This window comes from Robinsoniella sp. RHS (assembly GCF_001029355.1).
Taxonomy (GTDB): Bacteria; Bacillota; Clostridia; order Lachnospirales; family Lachnospiraceae; genus Robinsoniella; species Robinsoniella peoriensis.
The window spans coordinates 33,688-52,040 of sequence record NZ_JNGB01000011.1; the positions used below are offsets into that span (position 1 = coordinate 33,688).

The window sequence follows — 18,353 nt, forward strand, 5'->3', positions numbered from 1 at the left end:
TTAGAATATTCCATAATCTTTATCAAATCGTTTTACGGTATAATTGCTGATCAATACCAGAATAAATCCTACCAATGATTGATATAAGCCCACGGCTGATGCCATTCCAATATCACCGCTGACCCGCAGCGCCCTGTATACATAAGTATCTATTACATCTGCCACCGGATATAATGCACCGGAATCCTTTGTTAAGAAATAGAACATTCCAAAATCTGAATAGAATATCTTACCAATTTGCAATAAGGTAATCATTACAATCGTGGGTGCAATAAATGGAATCGTAATTCTGAGCGTTCGCTGTATCCGGTTGGCACCATCTATAGAAGCTGCTTCTAAATAAGAAATATCGATACTCATCAGTGCCGTGTAAAACATCAGAGTCATATATCCCACATTTTTCCAGAAATAAGCAATTAATAAGATTGCCGGCCAATATTTTGGTTCAAAGTAAAAGCTTGGTGAAACCCCTCCGGCATCCTTGATCATATTCGGCACAACACCCAGCTGCGGGCTAATCAAAGCGTATAGAATATATCCTCCTACTACCCACGATATAAAGTAAGGAACAAACATCGCTGTCTGAAACACCTTTACCTGCCTTTTCGACCGTTCAAACATCAGTACCGCCAAGAGAACAGATAGGAAAATGGTAACACTGATAAATAGAAGATTCAGGCAAATGGTATTTCTGGTTATCCGAAATGCATCCTGTGATTGAAAGAAGAATTCGAAATTTTTCAATCCTACCCAGTCACTCCCCAGTATCCCTTTTGCATAGTCCATCTTTTTAAATGGAATAATTAAACCAAATAGGGGCACATAATTAAATGCTATTAAAAAAGCTAACCCCGGAACTGCCAGGATAAAAAGTTTCCAATTAAACTTTTTTACTTTCTTCATTTTTAAACCACCCATTGTGTACCGCAGACCCGCCTGCAATACAGCCACAAATAAACAAGCTGAAAGAATCGTCGCGTGGCTTCCTTTCTTATTTAATTTTCTCTCAGCCATGAAAGTGTTATTCTTTTACACGAACCCTCACTTTCACACTTAATAATTCCCTCCTCATTTTAATTTTTGTTTTGCTTTTGCTCTACTGGGATTATCTTATCTTCTTTCCCTTTATATTGCTACTGTACATATCAGATTTTACTGTACAAGGCTATGTACAAATCGGAATTTCCTGTACAAAAGAGAAAAAAACAGGATAACCGGGCTTAAAAAGTCCTGTTATCCTGCCTTTCATGTCATTCCTTTGCTATTTTTTCCATCTTACACTGGATCGCATATTCTCTTGGTGTACAGCCATAATATTTTTTAAACATACGGTAAAAGTAACTTTCATTTTCCATCCCGACTTTGTTTGCAATTGAGGTGATTGTCTGATTGGAGTCCGCCATCATTTCCGCCGCTTTAACCATTCTGGCGCTTAACATATATTCTCCAACAGACATCCCGGTATGCTTTTTAAAAACAGATGCCAGGTATTTCGATGAAATTCCAAGCTCATCCGCAATCATATTCAGGCAAAAACTGCTGTCCATATAGTTTCTGTTCATATACTCAGTCACAGTCTTCACCAGATTTACTTCTTTAGTATCTGCCTCTTTTTTCTGAGATGAAAAGGCTTCTTCAAACCGCTTCCGTATCAGATCCATAATATCATCCAGATATTCCATATTGGTTACACTTTTAAATAAGAATCTGAAATCAAATGTTTCCACATCGACAGCACATGTTCTCATATGATCCATCTGATATTTTAAAGCCGTCAAAAAGTCCAGTAATACAATTACCATATTATCATAATTTAACTTTTGAATCTCATGGCTTAGCTGCAAAATAACGCTTTCCCTTACCTGTGCGTCACCTGCCTTTGCCGCCATTTCAGATGCCAGCTCTTTTGGATCGAAAAGCTCTGCATTCTGAATGTTCGGGGTGCATTCCTTCCAGTCTATGATCACTGCTCTTCCTAAGGCAAACCGGTAATCCATGGCCTGTTCTGCCTGCCGGTACATAGCCGATATCTTATATTTATCTGAATCTGCCTCGCTAAAAGCCAATGAAAATGTGATATTAAAATATTCTTTCACATATTTTTGGCATTCGAGAACAGACTCCTTTAAATCTCCGGCATAAATACGACCTGCATCCCTTCCTCCAAGAAGTACGACAAAAGAATTTTCCTCAACGCGTGCCACTTCACATTCTACCTTCGTTTTCAGTAATTCTAACAGAATATTCTGTACTCCAAAAACCAATAATTGCTTTTCTTTGACTGTATTATGTTCCAAAATATACTTTTCATCATCAAGCCGAATTACCAGCACACAAAAACGCATACCAGCTTCAAAAATCCAATGACCTGCAAACTTCTTCCGCAATTTATCAATATGCTGTTCCTGACTGCTTAGAAGAAGATTTTCAAGGTAATATTGAGCCACAATATCCTGGTTTGCCAGGGTTTGATTTTCAATGCTCACATATTTCTCACTGATTTTTACATAAGCATTTTTTAGATAATCAAATTCATTCTCTTTCACCGCTTCTTTGGTATCTGGCGGAAGTAAACTGGATACATCTTTTACTAAATTATTTATGGGCCTGTAAATTCTTTTCGCCAGAATCCACAATAACATCATGGAGAAACCAAATAACACCAAGGTACATAGAATAAAATTTCTTCTTAATTGATTCAGCGCATGAAATACCTGATCATATTCCTGTATGGAAAGTATATGATTATTATAGGAACCTATATTTACGTAAGATATCAGATATTTAGATTCCTTTATTTTTGCCGTATAAAAACCTAAACCATCCTCATTTTGTTCTTTTAATTGATTTTCCTTTGCAAGAAATTCCCGGATAATCGCCTGATATTCCTCATTATTTTCAATTTTCACATTGTTATTGCATATATTTCCCTCTCCGTCAATCAGTAAAAATTCACTGCTGCCGCCGCTGGGCTTATTCATTGTAACCAAATTGTCCAGAATCCAGTTCGTTCTTTGATTCACTGCCAGAAAACTTTGCGGCTGTGAATCACTGCCCTCAAAATCATAGATAAAATAAGTAAAAACATAGATGTAAGTATCCGGATCATCGGGGGATCGCTGTACCTTTCTCAAATAGGGCTGCATCCTGGTAAGCGGCTTATTCTTTTCCATAAACTCAATAAGCTGCCTGTCTTTAAAATCGCCGGAAGCTTCCACAGATACCATACTGTCACTGTTTTGATTATATATGTAGATGGAATGTAAGGACGGATTCGCACTAAGCACATTTTTTTTCAGCCCGTCTAGTGTAGAGTAGATCTGATACCCTTCTATATCTTCATTATATAAAAGAGAGGTAACGGATGACTGATGGTAAATGGACTGCATCACACTCCCGACAGTATCTCTGTTATAATCAAAGTTAAAACGCATCTGCTGAAGTAGTTTTCTATTTGTGTTATTCGTCGTCTCAAGATAAGTTTTTTCAGCCAGATGATATACGGCATAGGAAAACGGGATACTAATCAGGGTAAAAAAGATAAACATAGAAACTACAATCTGGTTTAAATAATTTTTGGATTTGTATTTTTTTAACAACGGTTTTCACCCTCCTTTCCCTGTCTATTGGATATATTATCATAAAGCTTTGAATATTACCATAAATTTTTATCTGTTTTCACCTATTTATCGAACAAACGGCAATGAGGATCAGAATCCTCACTGCCGTCAATCTTTATTATGCCATATCATCCCGAAGAGCATCAATGATATTTTCTTTTCTGATTTTACTCACAGCGTACAGCATTGTAATAAATATTACAAAGAACACCCCAAGCATACTAATCACGATACTGGTCCACGGGAACTTAAAATCTATGGCTGCGCCGCCTGCCACCATTCCCTTATAGATCAGCCATGATAAAATTCCTGAAATGGGAAGACCGAACAGCAACGTCCTTCCCCCGTATAGAACACACTCAAAACGCATCATCTTATTGAAATCGCGGTCGGACATCCCTACCGAGCGGAGCATGGCAAGCTCACGCCTGCGCAGCTTGATATTGGTAGCGATAGTGTTGAATACATTTGCAACTGCAATCAGTGAAATCATCAGGATAAAAACAACCGTAAACAGATTAACAATGAATAAAATATTACGGTTTAACTCCATCATCGCATGAACATTGTATAAACTGTAGCTTGCGGTAATCCCCGATCCTTCAATCAAAGTCTGCATCCTGGCTGTTGACAGCGAGGGATTTTCTGACTGAAACGTAAATCCTTTGACCTTCACATCCACAGCGGTATCCGGGGGCGCAAGCTTCTCCTTTAGCGACCAGGGCGCCATGATCTGAAAGAAATATGGCTGCTGCCGGCTGGTTCCTGAATATGGGGGTGTATCCGGCGGTACCGTTTCCACACAGGTAATATTTATGTTTTGCCCCTGTTCCATGACAGGCTTGCCATTTTCCTGTGGTATAACAGTGACACTGGCCGAAGAACTCCTGAATACATCCCGAAGCTGGCTGACATCCTCCGCCTGACCGCTTTGATCCTCCATTTTGGCAACCGCTGTGAGCTTTGCATTTTCCCCGGTATATTCTTCAGCAGGCAGGCCCAGACCATTGATGATTTCGTAATAGGTGTTGTCATCCAGAAATTGAATCTCTATCGGTAATTTCACTGTTTCTTCCGGCAAAGTTTCTCCTGCAGCATTCAGGTAATCCTCCGACAGATCACTTGCCTGAACAGCGCAGGTATACTTCATAACAATCTGACTGGAGCTTTTGGTAACACCTTCTGTGGTCTTCAGTTTATCATAAAGTGCAGGCATTTCGCCTTCATCCATATCCTGTGTGCCAAAACCAATGTCATAGTCCGTAACTGCTTTTGCCTGCTCTGCTGCCTGATTCAAACCTGTTCGAAAGGCACTGGCTGAGACAAACAGCACAACACTTAAAGTAAGCGACAGAATAATGCTGCGGTAACGCCGCTTGTTCCTCTTAAAGTTTTTTAAAGCAAGCGTTTCTTCCAAACCATAAATACGCCGTATAATTTTCGATGTTTTTATGGCTTTTGCTTCAACCTTTATTTCATTGGTCTGGCGAATGCACTCCATCACAGGTATACCGGCTGCTTTCTTTGCCGGAATATATGCCGAAATCAAAATGGTGATCATACTGATCACGACTGCCGCCACAAGTGAAGGAGCAGACACCTTTAAAGTCAACGGCACATTGGCATACAGTACATTGGCGAAATTCTTTGCCACAAGAGCAAGTACGAGCCTGATGCTTGGGATACTAATCAATATGCCAATCGGAATACCGATTGCACCGATACAAAGTCCCTCCACCAATACAGAATTACGCAGCTGCTTTTCCGTGGCACCTACCGACATCAGAATGCCAAACTGATGCGTACGTTCGCCCAGGGAGATATGAAAAGAGTTATAAATCAGAAATACCGACCCCAGCATAATCAGCGCCACCAAAACTCCCCCTATAGAATAGAGAAGGGTATTGAATATTGTATCATCCGAAATTCCCATGAAGCGCAGCACATCATCGTTCAGGAGATAAGCAGGGTTTCCGGCAGCTTCTCCTGCATATGTGCGGACCATGGAGGGCTTTTTCAGTGTGACGAATACGCTCAGGCTCTTTGCAGCATCCATGGAACCGGCTGTTGTAATCATGGTATAGCCGGGCGCAGAGCGTTCCTCAAATGAGGGTCTTTGGCAAATGCCAACAACCGTGTAAGTTTTCTCTGTCAAGGGTGTCAGTGTCTCTTCTCCGGATTGATACACATTATGCTGGCTGAGTGTTTCTTCTCCAGCCTGACGGGTTCCAACTGCAAGGGTGAGGGTATCCCCAACCGCAATCTTTACACCGCCGTTTGATGAAATGTGCGCCGGAGCAACTATCTCATTGCTGTTTTCCGGCAATCTGCCTGATAGAAGTTCAAGGGGCAGAGTATCAAACGTTTCCTTATTAAACCCGGCGATGAATAAATATGGTTTGTCGGGATTTTGTCCTCCTTCTAGCTTTGCGTAGCCAACATTTTCAAAAGTTGCAGTATTGGAAACTCTGCTGTCTTTCGCCTGTTCCTGTGCAAAAGCAGAATCTTCATACGGAAACTCAACGTGCCAGCCGCCGTATTTCATGATGGCTCCATTTACCATATAGGTTTGCAGTGAAACAGCAAAGGCTGCGACTGCGGTAATCAGGGCAGCAGACAGGGCAACTCCGATGATTGTTACTAACGTTCTTGTCCGGTTCTTTATAAGCCCTTGCAGGGCAACTTTATGGAAAATGTTCATGACCACGCCACCTGCCTCTCGTCCCGCACCACTTTTCCGTCTGCAATGGTAATAATGCGGTCTGCCTGCAAAGCGATATTTTCATCATGAGTGACGATAATCAGTGTCTGATGGTATTTACGGTGACTTTCTTTCAGCAGATGGATGATTTCCTGTCCATTATGGCTGTCCAGGCTTCCGGTGGGTTCATCTGCAAGCATGACTGCCGGGGCATTCATTAAGGCGCGGCCGATGGCGACACGCTGTTGCTGACCGCCTGACAGCTGGTTTGGCAAATGTGTTTTTCGTTCCTGCAGTCCAAGAAGATCCAGCAGATCGTTCAGCCGTTCTCTATTGACCTTCCGTTTATCCATCAGGATTGGCAGTGTCATGTTTTCCACTACATTCAGAGTGGGAATGAGATTGTGGAACTGATAGATCAGTCCAACTTGCCGTCTGCGGAATATAGCAAGTTTTTCATTGCTTTGGCCGTATATATCCTGACCATCCAAATATACTTTTCCGCTTGAGGGCACATCAACACCGGCAATCGCGTGAAGCAAAGTGGATTTACCAGATCCTGAGGAACCTATGATTGCAGTAAAATCTCCTTTTCGAATGGAAAGCGAAACATGGTCAAGCGCAGTGACCTGGTTATCTTCCTTCCCGTAAACTTTACATAAATCTTCAACTTTCAAAAACTCCATTATGTGAGCCTCCTTTTCAAACATGTCTTGTGCTATACCCAAATAATAGAACTTTTCACTTACATTTTAGTGACTTTTTTGTGAGAGATCCGTCACTTTTTAATATGAATTTTGTCACTTTGAAAAGCGAATCGAAAAAACCGCACCACCCTGGGGGTGATTTTTAACAGTAATTCTCCCACCCTGCCGGGTTATAATCATTTTGCAAAGCGCCAGTCCAATCCCATATCCCGCGGCTCCCGTATTTTTTCCACGATAAAACCGGTCAAACAGATGGGGCAGATCTTCTTTTTCAAAACCCGCGCCACTGTCGTGAATCATAATCTTCGTATACAGCAGCGTGTCCTCGCAAACAATTTCAATCTTCCCGTTGTCGCCTGCGCTCTCCATACAGTTTTTCAGTATATTCCGGATTGCCTCGGATAGCCAGCCTGAATCGCCTGTAATCTCAATTCCTTTGGGTACGTCTATTTGTACCTGTACATTGTGCAGTTCCATTGAAATCAGAAACGGGTGAATTGCAGTGTTTATCAGACAGTTTAGATTTACCGGCTCCTTTTTTAAAACCACAATGCCAGCATCCAAACGGGACAATTTCAGCAAAGAAGTAATCAGCCAGTCCATCTGTATATACAGTTCCTCAGTTTCCCGAAGCAGGTCTTTCCTTTCTTTTTCTTCGGGGTTATTTTGCAGCAAAGTCAGAATTAGATTGGCAGAGGTAAGCGGAGTACGAAGCTGGTGTGCAATATCGGCAAGAGAATCTGCAAGATGATTTTTCTCTTTTTTCAATGCGACGTTTTGCTCTCGAATACGCAGCATCATCTTGGTAATCTCGCTTTGTAAAATAGAAAGTTCGCCCTCATCCAATTCGGTAATATACAGGTGGTCATCGTTATGCAGTACAAGATCAATTTGGCTGGCGAGCTGTGCCAGACTTTGGTAGCGGGCTTTGGTAAAAGCTAAAAATGCCGCTCCAGCGGCGGCGGCAAAGATAAGGGTCAGGATTCCAGCCGCCGGATGGATGACAAATCCCACCGCAGCAGCTACGGCGGTTATTGCGGCAAACAAGGCTGCAAACTGTTGAATCTCTCTATTCCGAAACATAGCTGCCTCCCAATCGATACCCTGTTCCATGAACAGTCAGAATGATTTTCGGATTAGCCGGATCATCCTCAATTTTCTCCCGCAGACGTTTGATGTAGACGGTCAAGGTATTGTTATTGACGAACTCCCCTGCCGCATCCCACAGTTCGTCCAACAGTCTGTTCCGGGTGATAATGCTTTTGGGGTTGTTAATAAATATCAACAGCAGGCGATATTCTAATGCCGACAGGAAAACTTCTTTGCCATCTTTTTTCACAACGCCATTGGCCGTATCGGCCTGGAGTCCGAATAATTCAAATGCAGATGGAGAACGTCCGTATTTTCGAAGAGCTGTTCCTATCCGCGCAATCAATTCCCGCGGGCGGAAAGGTTTCGTGACATAATCATCTGCCCCCATGTTCAGCCCTGTTACGACACTTGCTTCATCACCGGAAGCCGTCAGAAAGATCACGGGAATATCCTGCTTCTGCCTGATCTCTGTGCAGACGGTAAATCCATTCCCATCCGGCAGAGAGATATCCACCAGCGCCAAATCAAATTTATTTTCAGCCAGCATAGCAATGGCATCTTTCTGGGTGGGGGTATGGGTAACTATAAATCCTTCCGAACGAAGCAAACGCCCAAGGTTTTTTGCAATTTCCTTATCATCTTCTACTAAAAATATCTGTTTCATTTATATTCACCAACCTTTACTTTACTGGTTTTATTTCTTTTTGCTTTATTATATTTCTTTTTGCAGAAATATACAAGCCGGGGACTTTGAATTCTACATTGTGTAACATTCGCCCTATGATTGTTGCTTGTTAAACGCTGTATACGGGTGTTAACTTAAAATACTCGATAAATTTAAGTCTTATAAATGCATTTATTACCAAGTAATCAATATATCAAACCAGTTAGTCAATACTAATTGACTAACTAACTTGGAAGATATATTATATATTCATTAAATACTTGCGTATATTCTTAAAGATACTGGCAAATGTGTTCACTATTAGCAAAAATAATAATTAAGCCTAATGACATTTATTCTAAAAAATTATATACTATTAAATAATTAAATTTAAGTGAGGTGACATATATGGATTGCGATATACGGGAATGGAGAATTGAAGATAAATACAATTTGGCAGAAATATTGAATAATAAAAACATCTTGAACAATTTACGTGATGGACTACCATATCCTTATAAAGTCAAAGATGCTGAAGAATTTATCACATCAATGCTATCGGCAGACAAAACGAAAACCTTCCCTTTTGCTATCACTTTAAATGATATGGTTATTGGTAGCATCGGAGTATTCCGTTGTGACAATATTCACTTTCAGACTGCAGAAATGGGCTACTATATAGGCGAACAATATTGGGGAAAAGGTTTTGCAACAAATGCCATTAAGCAAATAAGTAAGTATATCTTTGACCATACTGATATTATAAGAATTTTTGCTGAACCATTTGCTTATAATACTGCTTCTTGTCACGTTCTCGAAAATGCAGGCTTTCAATTTGAAGGCACTTTACATAGCAATGCCGTCAAAAACGGAAAAGTGACAGATATGAAAATGTATGCTTTAATAAGGGATTACCCTTTTAATAATCTGGGGACTGATCTTTGCATGCAAGAAATTTAATCGGGATTTTATAAAAGAATGGAAAACATATTTTAGAAATAATCGAATTCTTTTCAATATAGCAATTTTTGTTTATTTCATTCTCAATATAGTCACATGTTTTATTAGAATGGCTCGGTTAGAAGTATAATTTCCTTCGAATTAATTATAATTTAAAATTTCTTTTAAATATTTTAGGAGAGCAGATTAATGTCTGCCCTCCTATTTTTTATAACTCATTTTCCGGATCTTTAAAGCTATTCTCATAAATATAAAAGAACTCTTGAATCTTTGTTAATTGTGGCTGAATCTCTTCATCCGCATCTTCATATATATAACCAGAATAAGTAGCATACCAATCCCAATAAAATATGGAAAGGTTTCTTCCCAGCTTACGTTCTTTTTTAATATACTTTATACCTTCCGGACAATCTTTTTTAAGCTGAGCCAACGCTTTAAATTTATCCTTAAAAACAGGATGATCTTCCGCATTTAATCCCATTTCATAAGCCTCATTATCGCCAAATAATTCTACCTGCTTATCCTTATCATATTCTTTTACAACTTTGCTCAATTCTGAGCCAAAAAGATGATGTTTGGAATACGAAGGAAAGCTTAGTGCAAAAATCACAAGAAAAAAAGCCAAAACAACACCGATAAAGCCAAATACTACTTTTTTTGATATTGGATTATTCATAAACTCACCATCCCCTTCATAACTTATTTTAGTATCTATCTGCCTAGAGCGTGTTTTAAAATTGCTTTCTGGCAGCTGTGCGTCACAGTTTGTGGGTGATTTGTCCCGGATGAAGGGCGCGTAGCGGGCTACGTAACCTGAATTCGGGGCAAATATGCCGCAAAGTGGGGCGTACAGATGGCAGGAATGAATTTTCAAACACGCTCTAACATCCCACGAAATTTATTATACCATGCATGGTGTCTAATGACATTAAGTTCAGAAATTGTTAATAATTTTTAATGAATGGTTTTGATTATTTATCTATAATAAGAAAACATATTTTATGTAAGATTTAAAAAACTAAGCGTAAATTTGCAGCCTTTACCCAACTCACTCTCAACCAGTATATCTCCTTCATGGGCATCCACAATGGATTTTGCAAGGGGGAGTCCAAGTCCGACTCCCTGCGAATCCTTTGAAAAACGGCTGCGGTAAAACCTTTTAAAGACATGATGAATATCATCGGAATGGATGCCGCTCCCGTTGTCTTCTATGATAATCTGTTTCACTGCCGGAAGCTGTTTCCAGCATATATGAATCTCATCTCCCGCTTTTGTATGATCCAGCGCATTTTTAACAATATTGCTCACTGCCTCCAAAATCCAGTCCTGGTCACACAGCAAGTTCTGGGATGTATCTCCTGACAGGGTCATCAGCTTTTCTTCCCTGATTGTGCGGGTTTCAAAACGCTGTTTTATTTCATTCATTAATTCGGATACATTTTCTATCTTTTTATTCATTATTACTGCACCAGCATCCAGTCTAGTAATTTTTAACAGATTTTGAATCAGCATCTCCATGCGGTCCAGCTCCCTTTGAGTCTTAACCATAAAGTTTTTGACCGTGCTGCTGTCCTCGGGATTATCCTGTATGATTTCGGTGTACATATTAAGCGCTGCTAGAGGCGTTTTCAGCTGATGTGAAATATCGGAAATGGTATCTTTTAAGAAATCTTTTGTGTTCTTCTGCCTGGCTGCCTGGGCTTCCAGCACGGTAGCCATTCGGTTAACTGTATGATATAATTTTGAAAAACTGCCTTCACTGTCATCTTCCAGTCTGGCTTCACTGTTGCCATCGATAAAAGAATTGATGGTCTTAATGGACTGCTCAACCTCCAGCAGTTGTTTGCGAAAATGAACATGCACAATTATCAGAATTGTGATCCCCGGCAGCAGCGTTAAAACTAAAATGATAAACCGGGTATACTGACCGGAAAACCAGCCGGCAGTGATTTGCCCCATTACAACAGCTGCAAATACAATGCCCGCTATTGCCGTAAGCATCTTATTCATTTCTTTCTGACGCAGTACAATCATGTCACTCACCTGACCTTCCACTGATATCCAACCCCCCGTACAGTCAAAATCTTCGCCGGGCGGTCAGGGTTTTCTTCTATTTTATTTCTCAGCCTTCGTACATAAACGGATAAGGTATTATCATCCACAAAGTTTCCTTTGTCATCCCAGAGCCTGTCCAGTATCATTTGCCGGGTAAGTACAATATTGGGATTCTGCATAAAAAGGCAAAGAAGCTTGTATTCATTTCCGATCAAATCCAGTGTTTCACCATCACAGATAACCTGGTTTTCCAGAAATTTAATGGTAATCCCATTGGATTTCAGCACCACCCCGCTATTTTGCCCGGACATCCCGGCACGCCTCATGAGGGCTTTTATTCTGGAAATTAACTCGTTCAGTTTAAAGGGTTTGGTAATGTAATCATCCCCGCCTATATCCAGCCCTTTCACAATGTTCACCTCTTCATCAGAAGCAGTGACAAAAATAACCGGAACTGCAGAACGCTCCCGCACATAGGTGCAGACTTCAAACCCTAAGCCGTCGGGGAGGGTCAGATCCAGCAGTATTAAATCATAAGATCCAGCTGCATACAGCGTTATTGCATCTCTGACCGTTCTGGCAACCGTTACAGAAAAGTGATGCTTCTCCAGCGAATAGACCAGTCCGTCCAGAAGACTTAAATCATCTTCCACAAGCAGTATGTTATATGTTTTCTCCATTTTTATACCCATGCATATTGCAGACTTGTCTGCAATACTGCCACAATAAAACAGGTTGAAAGAATCACACCGTGGCTTCCCTTCTATATCATAATTTTCTTTCAGCCTTATCTCTCCTGACTCCTGATTGTCCCAGAGCGTGTTTAAAATTGCTTATATCAATATATGCGAACCGGTAGGGATGCGCCAAATATGGAGGCGCAGCGGGTAAATTCCACGCAAACAGGGGCATGCAGATAATGGAAATGATTTTTCAAACAAATTCTGGTATCTGCAAAATATGATAACAGTATTCTAACATTATATATGCAGTCCCGGATAACATCAATGAGTTTTCCTCTGTCTGGTAAATATTTCTATTTAGAATTTTTTCTAAATAGAGTTGACTTTTCATTTCGTTTGTACTAGAATCTATTTAGAAATATTTCTAAATAGTCAGGAGGTGATCCATTGGGATTTGCAGAAACATTCAAAGCACTTTCTGATCCGGTCAGACGTGATATTCTCATTATGCTTAAGGAAGGGAAAATGTCTGCTGGAGAAATTGCTAAAAACTTTGAGATGACCGGTGCTACTGTTTCTTATCATTTGTCACAGTTAAAAAAGGCTGGACTAATATATGAAAGCAAGTATAAAAACTACATTTATTACGAGCTGAATGTATCCGTCTTTGAAGAATTAATGCTATGGATTTCACAATTCAATGGAGGTAATAAAAATGAATAAAAGAATAGAAAAAAAAGATACGATCATTATGTGGATAACATCCTTTATCTGTTTACTGCCGATTATTTTATCTGTTGTAATCTATCAGGATCTGCCGGTTCAAATTGCAGTCCACTGGAATAATACCGGAACTGCGGACGGATATCTGCCGAAGTCCATTGCCGCCATAGGGCTTCCAATATTATTTTTGGCAGTAAATCTATATTCCAAAATACGTTTATTTAGCGATCCCAAAAGAGCAGCACACTCCGAAGCGTTAAGATTATTAAGCATATGGCTGATCCCTTTGCTGTCCCTGATCATCGTACCGGTAACCCTATTTATCAGCATGGGAGTGAACATACCAATTGCCCTGATTTCATTGGTAACAGCCGGTGGACTTATGATTATCTGCGGTAACTATCTTCCAAAATGCAGACGCAATTATACGATAGGCCTGAAATTACCCTGGACACTGCACAGCGATGACAATTGGAATAAAACACACCGTTTGGCAGGCATCTTGTGGATATTCGGAGGCATCATTATCATTGTTTCCGCATTTTTACTTACGAATAATCTGGTTTATGGAGTACCTCTTACCATCACAGTGGTACTAATTCTTGCAATTGTACCCGTAATGTATTCTTTCTTTTTGTATAAGGGACAGGAAAAACAATAATTGCACCTTTATAAGACTGTAAAACAGGGTCATTTTTATTTTTCATGCCTCTGTTTTACAGTCCATATATTTTTGAAATCTCTCCACTTTCTTCTTGGACCATACTCCCTTCTTTTGCATCACTATTTTTACTGCTGCATGCTGCAAATGATGAAATATCCTTTTGTGCCAGCTCTGCCAGCCCATCCCGGAAATGACCAATCATTTTTTGTAAATCTGCCTCATCCCCTTCCGGCTCCATCCCCATCAGATATAGCAGCTCCCTGCCCGCCATCCATGCCTCTTTTTCACTAATCATCCCCCATAGAAGTTGGTCCAGCAGATGAGCGTAAAGGGAGGTATATGTAACCATTTTATCATCCCGGCATAATACATGCAGACGATGGGTATACTCAGCCCGGCTAAGTTTATCGGGGATATTCATTTTATCATAAATCGCCCATATCAGATCTTCCGTAATTCCAAACCGGTCCATGCGGCAAATGATATTGTGCTGAGATTCCTGGTTCATCCCGCTTTGTAAAAACAATGCTTCTCTTACCGCATCCATTACCACTTTTCCAATATACTCTCCCAGCTTGCAATGCTTACCGGCATTCGTCAGGTGGGTATCCGATTCTGCATTGCACACAATAATGCTTCCATCTGTACCTGAACCAGTGGCAATTCCCATAGAATATCGGCTGGGTGCCAGAAGTTCCTGCAAAACTGCTGTCTTAGCTTCCGTACAGGTAACCAGCGCCCTTGCAAGGGCATCCGGCGAAAGATCCGCATCAATAAACAAGATAATATTAATGGTACCGGGTTTTACTTCATAAGAGACACCGGACTTTTCATGCCATGTTGCCGGATCTCCCACCCTCCCTCCATTTACACGAATACCCGCTGTTACTAAAGCCGTAACCGTAAAATCTTGGAACGTCAATGATTTTATCGAAAGGTTCTCCATATATGCCGCCGTATTCAGTCCGGTAGCCCTTTTGGGATCAATTCCCAGATCTTCTTTTGCTATGATATGCATATGTTCTTCATAGGTAGCCGCCCGCAATGCAGATGCCATCCCGGCTCCCGGGTTCCCGTCATTGTTAAATACAGCAGTCAGGTCCGTGCGGTATCCGCCGTTATTTGGCCCGGTACTCAATACTTTGCGTTTTCCTTTAAAGCATATTACAACTGATTTTTTATAACGGTAAACATCATCTTGTGAGGAGAGCTTATAAATTTTCATTTCATACCCCATTTCCTTATACATGCAGCTGCTCGGGAACGTGTTTTAAAATTGCTTTCTGACAGCTGTTCATCACACTTTTTGGGGAATTTGTTCCGTTAGCTTCCCACAATGATTATCCCGTAATCAGCTAATGTTCCGGTACGCTGTCTATCTCCACATTTTATTAAGTGCGTCCTAAAAATATGATAAATTCTCATTGAATGTTTGCCTGATTCCCGGGCTGGCTGTACATTCCAGTGCAGATCATAGCCAGTGCCACAGCATCCACATAGCAAGGGTCACTGATCCACTGACTCCAGCCGCATACCAGCACTCCAAAATTTAAAGCATAGTTTCATCTTTCAATGCTTCCACTATATCCGCCCTGCAAATTTTCCTGCCAGAAATGTAATAAGCAAAACCTACTGTCACTATAATAAACAATGCCATTATGAAAAGGGGCTTAATCGGCATAATTTTCACAAAATCCCCATATTTTAAATATACAGAGAATACCACGAACATAATATTCAGGGGCAGACAGATTAAAATCGGTTTCATGCTGATAATCAGCGCTTCCATAAATAGAATCTTCTTAACCCCGCCCGGAGTAAGTCCAATCGATATGTACCGGGCAAATTCCCGTTTGCGTTGATAAATACTCCCAAGTGTATTAGCAAAAACATTGGCTATTCCAATAAAGGATAACATTCCGCACAAGATACCCATTATAATATTCATTCCTTTTCTGGACAACGTATTATACGCTTCTTCTGATTTACGGTTTTCCAGAGTGTAGTTACAACCACTTTTATCCAGAACTTCCGTGAGCTTTACTGCCACTTGTCCTATTTCCTTATCTGAATCAGTCAGTATTCGAACGTACCGCTCATTTCCCACAATGCGATCTGGAAATCTCTGCTCGAAACTAGCTGACATAATCTGCAGCAGCGAAAAATAATTATATTCTTCCCGAAGATTTGGTGTCTGATCTGTATAAGCACCTATTTTTACGGGTATCGGTTTCTTTTCCTTTTTTGATTCCTTCATTCCTTCTTTCTTCGGCTCCAGTTCCAGAATCTGCCCCTCCCCTTCTTTTATGAAAGGAAGAAACTCTCTATTTCGGAAATCACTGTGAATGTTATCCCAGATTCTGTTTACAGTAACCACGCTGCTTCCTATAGACAGCATATCCTCTATCCCAATCTCTTTGCAGTAAGCCTGGAAACTTTTATCATCCAGTATTACAATGGGAACAGGTACCCGGTATTTTTCTCCCTCTTTCAGAATACCCACATCACCAAGGCTGTCTATGCTCCCCAGGTCTTTCAGTTCCTCAGACAGCATGTTTTCATCTATCCATGTATAGGTTTCTGCCTTTTGGTAAGCTGTACAATCAGAGACTCCCGGTATATTACGGAACTCATTTAACAGTCGATTCTCCTGTTCTTCTGTTCCATTTATCGTAACCACAAAATCCCAGGCGTCTTTATACCTTTCAAAGTAGGTCTGCTGGGTGCTCATATCGGACAGGGTCATAAAGTTTAAGAAAAAGCTGAACATCAGGATGGACAGTGTAAGTGAAATACTGGCCGTGCGAAAGGCTTTCCTTCTTGTATACAGTGATTTTCTGGCAAGCTCTCCTTCTATCCCAAATATGGCAGAAAGCAGACGGTATTTTTTAACGTTCTTAACCGGCGGTTCAGCCCCTCCGCTAATAGCGTCCAAAGGCATTACTTTACTTAATTTTCTGGCAGCTCTTGCAGATGCCGCATAAACAGTCAGCACGCAAACTGCAGAGGCAACAAGAAATACCAGTGGGTGATAGCAAAACCGCGCATCTGCTCTATTATCAATGTCTCCGATCACATTGGCAAACTTCAGGAAGAGAATATCAATCCCAATTCCAAAAACCATCCCTGCCAGGATTGGCAGCAGACTTAATGCAAAAGATTCCTGCATCAACGCTGCACGTATCTGTTTTGGTGTCGCACCGACACTTTGCAGGATACCGAGCTGATGCAGTCTGGACTTCATGGTAATTCCAAATGCATTATAGATAATCATAGCCAGAGAAAAACAGGTAACTATCATAACAAATATATAAAAAGTCATGAGCAGCGGAGGATTTTTCTTTTCCTCCGGAGAATAAATATAATACTGGGAGAGTAGCATATTGTGGTATTGTAATTCTGCATCCCCCTGTATATCTATCCCTGCCAGCTTTATAATCTCCGGTAATTCCTTATAAATACTTCTGGGATTTTTTAAATAAATTTCAATACTGGTTTCCCCATTTGTATCCTGGCTGAGCATTACTTTCTCAACTTTGGGACTGTTTTCTATTGCCTTTATTTCTTCCATTGTGGCATTTCCAACGATCTTTCCATGCCATGCCCCATCCTTAGCCACAATGCGGTCTATGTTATCTGTCCACATATTATAAAAAATTGCACTGATTGCAGATATAAATACGGAGGATATCAGGACCGCCACTATAATTGAAATACTTGCAGCTCTATTATTTTTAATATAACTCTTTGAGTACACTTTCCACATTTCATCTTCCCCCCGATTTATCGCAAGCTTTCCACTGGTTCATCTGACAGGATTCTCCCATCTCCGATTGTTATGATCCGATCTGTCTCCAGCGCTACTTTCTGATCATGAGTAATAATCAGTATTGTCTGTTCATAATTACGGTTGGAAAATTTTAATAAGTCCATAATTTCATTAGAATTTTTTTGGTCCAGATTACCGGTGGGCTCATCTGCCAGCAGAATAGCCGGACGGTATAGTAAAGATCGGGCAATTGCTACTCTCTGCTGCTGGCCGCCGGATAACTGGCTTGGCAAAAATTTCTTTTTATCTGCAAGCCCTAATGCATTCACAATTTCATAAAAATACTCCATATCCGGTTTTTTCTTGTCTAATAGTAACGGAAGCATGATATTCTTTTCCACCGTCAGAGTAGGTATCAGATTATAAAACTGGTAAATTAGCCCTACCCGCCTCCGTCTCAGGATTGCTGCATTAACCGCATCGAGAGCAGTTATATCAACACCCTCTATATGAATCTTTCCTTTCGTAGGACGGTCAACCGCACCAATCAGATGCAGCAATGTGGATTTGCCGGATCCGGATGATCCGATCACTGCTACAAATTCCCCTTTTTCTACGGTTAGGTCTACATTTTTAAGAGCTGTTACCTGGTTACTGTCTGAACCATAAATTTTAGTCAGACCAACACATTTCACTATGTCCATTTATCAAACCT

General features: G+C 40.6%; 16 protein-coding genes and 3 pseudogenes. 5 read left to right on the plus strand and 14 right to left on the minus strand.

What is annotated here, in order from left to right:
* The 6 genes from RHS_RS05560 to RHS_RS05585 all read right to left on the minus strand — a co-directional run bounded on the left by RHS_RS05560 (position 1) and on the right by RHS_RS05585 (position 8,784).
* On the minus strand, positions 1-903 hold the full coding sequence (locus tag RHS_RS05560) for an ABC transporter permease (RefSeq protein WP_395021456.1): 903 nt from the start codon (positions 901-903) through the stop codon (positions 1-3).
* Positions 904-1,250: 347 nt separating this feature from the next.
* A complete protein-coding gene (locus RHS_RS05565) occupies positions 1,251-3,599 on the minus strand; it encodes a helix-turn-helix domain-containing protein (RefSeq protein ID WP_044295558.1) in 2,349 nt (782 codons plus the stop codon).
* A gap of 139 nt (positions 3,600-3,738) precedes the next feature.
* Positions 3,739-6,321 carry an ABC transporter permease gene (locus RHS_RS05570; protein ID WP_047832570.1) on the minus strand — a complete coding sequence of 861 codons (2,583 nt, stop codon included), beginning with the start codon at positions 6,319-6,321 and terminating at the stop codon, positions 3,739-3,741.
* A complete protein-coding gene (locus tag RHS_RS05575; protein WP_047832571.1) occupies positions 6,318-7,007 on the minus strand; it encodes an ABC transporter ATP-binding protein in 690 nt (229 codons plus the stop codon). Before RHS_RS05575 ends, RHS_RS05570 begins: the two co-directional genes overlap by 4 nt.
* A gap of 114 nt (positions 7,008-7,121) precedes the next feature.
* Positions 7,122-8,111, minus strand: a complete 990-nt coding sequence (locus RHS_RS05580; RefSeq protein WP_047832572.1) for a sensor histidine kinase KdpD — start codon at positions 8,109-8,111, stop codon at positions 7,122-7,124.
* Positions 8,098-8,784: a response regulator transcription factor gene (locus tag RHS_RS05585; RefSeq protein ID WP_047832573.1), complete on the minus strand. Its 687-nt coding sequence runs from the start codon at positions 8,782-8,784 to the stop codon at positions 8,098-8,100. The genes RHS_RS05580 and RHS_RS05585 overlap by 14 nt, the downstream gene beginning before the upstream one ends.
* Before the next feature lie 408 nt (positions 8,785-9,192).
* On the opposite strand from RHS_RS05585, the gene RHS_RS05590 reads away from it, so the two are divergent.
* Entirely contained in the window at positions 9,193-9,744 is a 552-nt protein-coding gene (locus RHS_RS05590) for a GNAT family N-acetyltransferase (protein ID WP_044295567.1), read from the plus strand.
* A 208-nt stretch (positions 9,745-9,952) separates the two neighbouring features.
* Here the strand turns inward: RHS_RS05590 and RHS_RS05595 are convergent, their stop codons facing one another.
* Entirely contained in the window at positions 9,953-10,420 is a 468-nt protein-coding gene (locus RHS_RS05595; RefSeq protein ID WP_047832574.1) for a hypothetical protein, read from the minus strand.
* A gap of 42 nt (positions 10,421-10,462) precedes the next feature.
* A pseudogene (locus RHS_RS30255) lies at positions 10,463-10,618 on the minus strand (DUF6783 domain-containing protein); the annotation flags it as partial.
* On the opposite strand from RHS_RS30255, the gene RHS_RS30260 reads away from it, so the two are divergent.
* A complete protein-coding gene (locus RHS_RS30260) occupies positions 10,562-10,702 on the plus strand; it encodes a DUF6783 domain-containing protein (RefSeq protein WP_334291790.1) in 141 nt (46 codons plus the stop codon). The pseudogene RHS_RS30255 and the gene RHS_RS30260 overlap by 57 nt on opposite strands.
* A gap of 41 nt (positions 10,703-10,743) precedes the next feature.
* Here RHS_RS30260 and RHS_RS05600 read toward each other — a convergent pair whose 3' ends face one another.
* A complete protein-coding gene (locus RHS_RS05600; RefSeq protein WP_138002858.1) occupies positions 10,744-11,799 on the minus strand; it encodes a cell wall metabolism sensor histidine kinase WalK in 1,056 nt (351 codons plus the stop codon).
* On the minus strand, positions 11,784-12,479 hold the full coding sequence (locus tag RHS_RS05605) for a response regulator transcription factor (RefSeq protein WP_044295818.1): 696 nt from the start codon (positions 12,477-12,479) through the stop codon (positions 11,784-11,786). The genes RHS_RS05600 and RHS_RS05605 overlap by 16 nt, the downstream gene beginning before the upstream one ends.
* A 215-nt stretch (positions 12,480-12,694) precedes the next feature.
* Here RHS_RS05605 and RHS_RS30265 point away from each other — a divergent pair.
* From RHS_RS30265 to RHS_RS05615, 3 genes and pseudogenes are all read left to right on the plus strand, one after another.
* A pseudogene (locus RHS_RS30265) lies at positions 12,695-12,763 on the plus strand (DUF6783 domain-containing protein); the annotation flags it as partial.
* A gap of 166 nt (positions 12,764-12,929) precedes the next feature.
* Entirely contained in the window at positions 12,930-13,205 is a 276-nt protein-coding gene (locus tag RHS_RS05610; RefSeq protein ID WP_027292525.1) for an autorepressor SdpR family transcription factor, read from the plus strand.
* A complete protein-coding gene (locus RHS_RS05615) occupies positions 13,198-13,866 on the plus strand; it encodes an SdpI family protein (RefSeq protein WP_047832575.1) in 669 nt (222 codons plus the stop codon). Before RHS_RS05610 ends, RHS_RS05615 begins: the two co-directional genes overlap by 8 nt.
* 55 nt (positions 13,867-13,921) lie before the next feature.
* On the opposite strand, the gene RHS_RS05620 is transcribed toward RHS_RS05615, so the two are convergent.
* The 4 genes and pseudogenes from RHS_RS05620 to RHS_RS05630 all read right to left on the minus strand — a co-directional run bounded on the left by RHS_RS05620 (position 13,922) and on the right by RHS_RS05630 (position 18,342).
* Positions 13,922-15,094, minus strand: coding sequence for an adenosylcobinamide amidohydrolase (locus tag RHS_RS05620; protein WP_395021462.1), 1,173 nt, complete (start codon positions 15,092-15,094; stop codon positions 13,922-13,924).
* Positions 15,091-15,180: pseudogene (locus RHS_RS30270) on the minus strand (DUF6783 domain-containing protein); the annotation flags it as partial. The pseudogene RHS_RS30270 and the gene RHS_RS05620, both read right to left, overlap by 4 nt.
* 238 nt (positions 15,181-15,418) lie before the next feature.
* Entirely contained in the window at positions 15,419-17,635 is a 2,217-nt protein-coding gene (locus tag RHS_RS05625; protein WP_047832576.1) for an ABC transporter permease, read from the minus strand.
* A 17-nt stretch (positions 17,636-17,652) separates the two neighbouring features.
* Positions 17,653-18,342, minus strand: coding sequence for an ATP-binding cassette domain-containing protein (locus RHS_RS05630; protein ID WP_047832577.1), 690 nt, complete (start codon positions 18,340-18,342; stop codon positions 17,653-17,655).
* Positions 18,343-18,353: the final 11 nt, after the last annotated feature.

Coding starts and splice junctions, on each gene's coding strand:
- RHS_RS05560 (WP_395021456.1), bottom strand. CDS start 903: ATGAAGAAAGTAAAAAAGTTTAATTGGAAACTTTTTATCCTGGCAGTT.
- RHS_RS05570 (WP_047832570.1), bottom strand. CDS start 6,321: ATGAACATTTTCCATAAAGTTGCCCTGCAAGGGCTTATAAAGAACCGG.
- RHS_RS05575 (WP_047832571.1), bottom strand. CDS start 7,007: ATGGAGTTTTTGAAAGTTGAAGATTTATGTAAAGTTTACGGGAAGGAA.
- RHS_RS05580 (WP_047832572.1), bottom strand. CDS start 8,111: ATGTTTCGGAATAGAGAGATTCAACAGTTTGCAGCCTTGTTTGCCGCA.
- RHS_RS05585 (WP_047832573.1), bottom strand. CDS start 8,784: ATGAAACAGATATTTTTAGTAGAAGATGATAAGGAAATTGCAAAAAAC.
- RHS_RS05590 (WP_044295567.1), top strand. CDS start 9,193: ATGGATTGCGATATACGGGAATGGAGAATTGAAGATAAATACAATTTG.
- RHS_RS05595 (WP_047832574.1), bottom strand. CDS start 10,420: ATGAATAATCCAATATCAAAAAAAGTAGTATTTGGCTTTATCGGTGTT.
- RHS_RS05605 (WP_044295818.1), bottom strand. CDS start 12,479: ATGGAGAAAACATATAACATACTGCTTGTGGAAGATGATTTAAGTCTT.
- RHS_RS05615 (WP_047832575.1), top strand. CDS start 13,198: ATGAATAAAAGAATAGAAAAAAAAGATACGATCATTATGTGGATAACA.
- RHS_RS05620 (WP_395021462.1), bottom strand. CDS start 15,094: ATGAAAATTTATAAGCTCTCCTCACAAGATGATGTTTACCGTTATAAA.
- RHS_RS05625 (WP_047832576.1), bottom strand. CDS start 17,635: ATGTGGAAAGTGTACTCAAAGAGTTATATTAAAAATAATAGAGCTGCA.
- RHS_RS05630 (WP_047832577.1), bottom strand. CDS start 18,342: ATGGACATAGTGAAATGTGTTGGTCTGACTAAAATTTATGGTTCAGAC.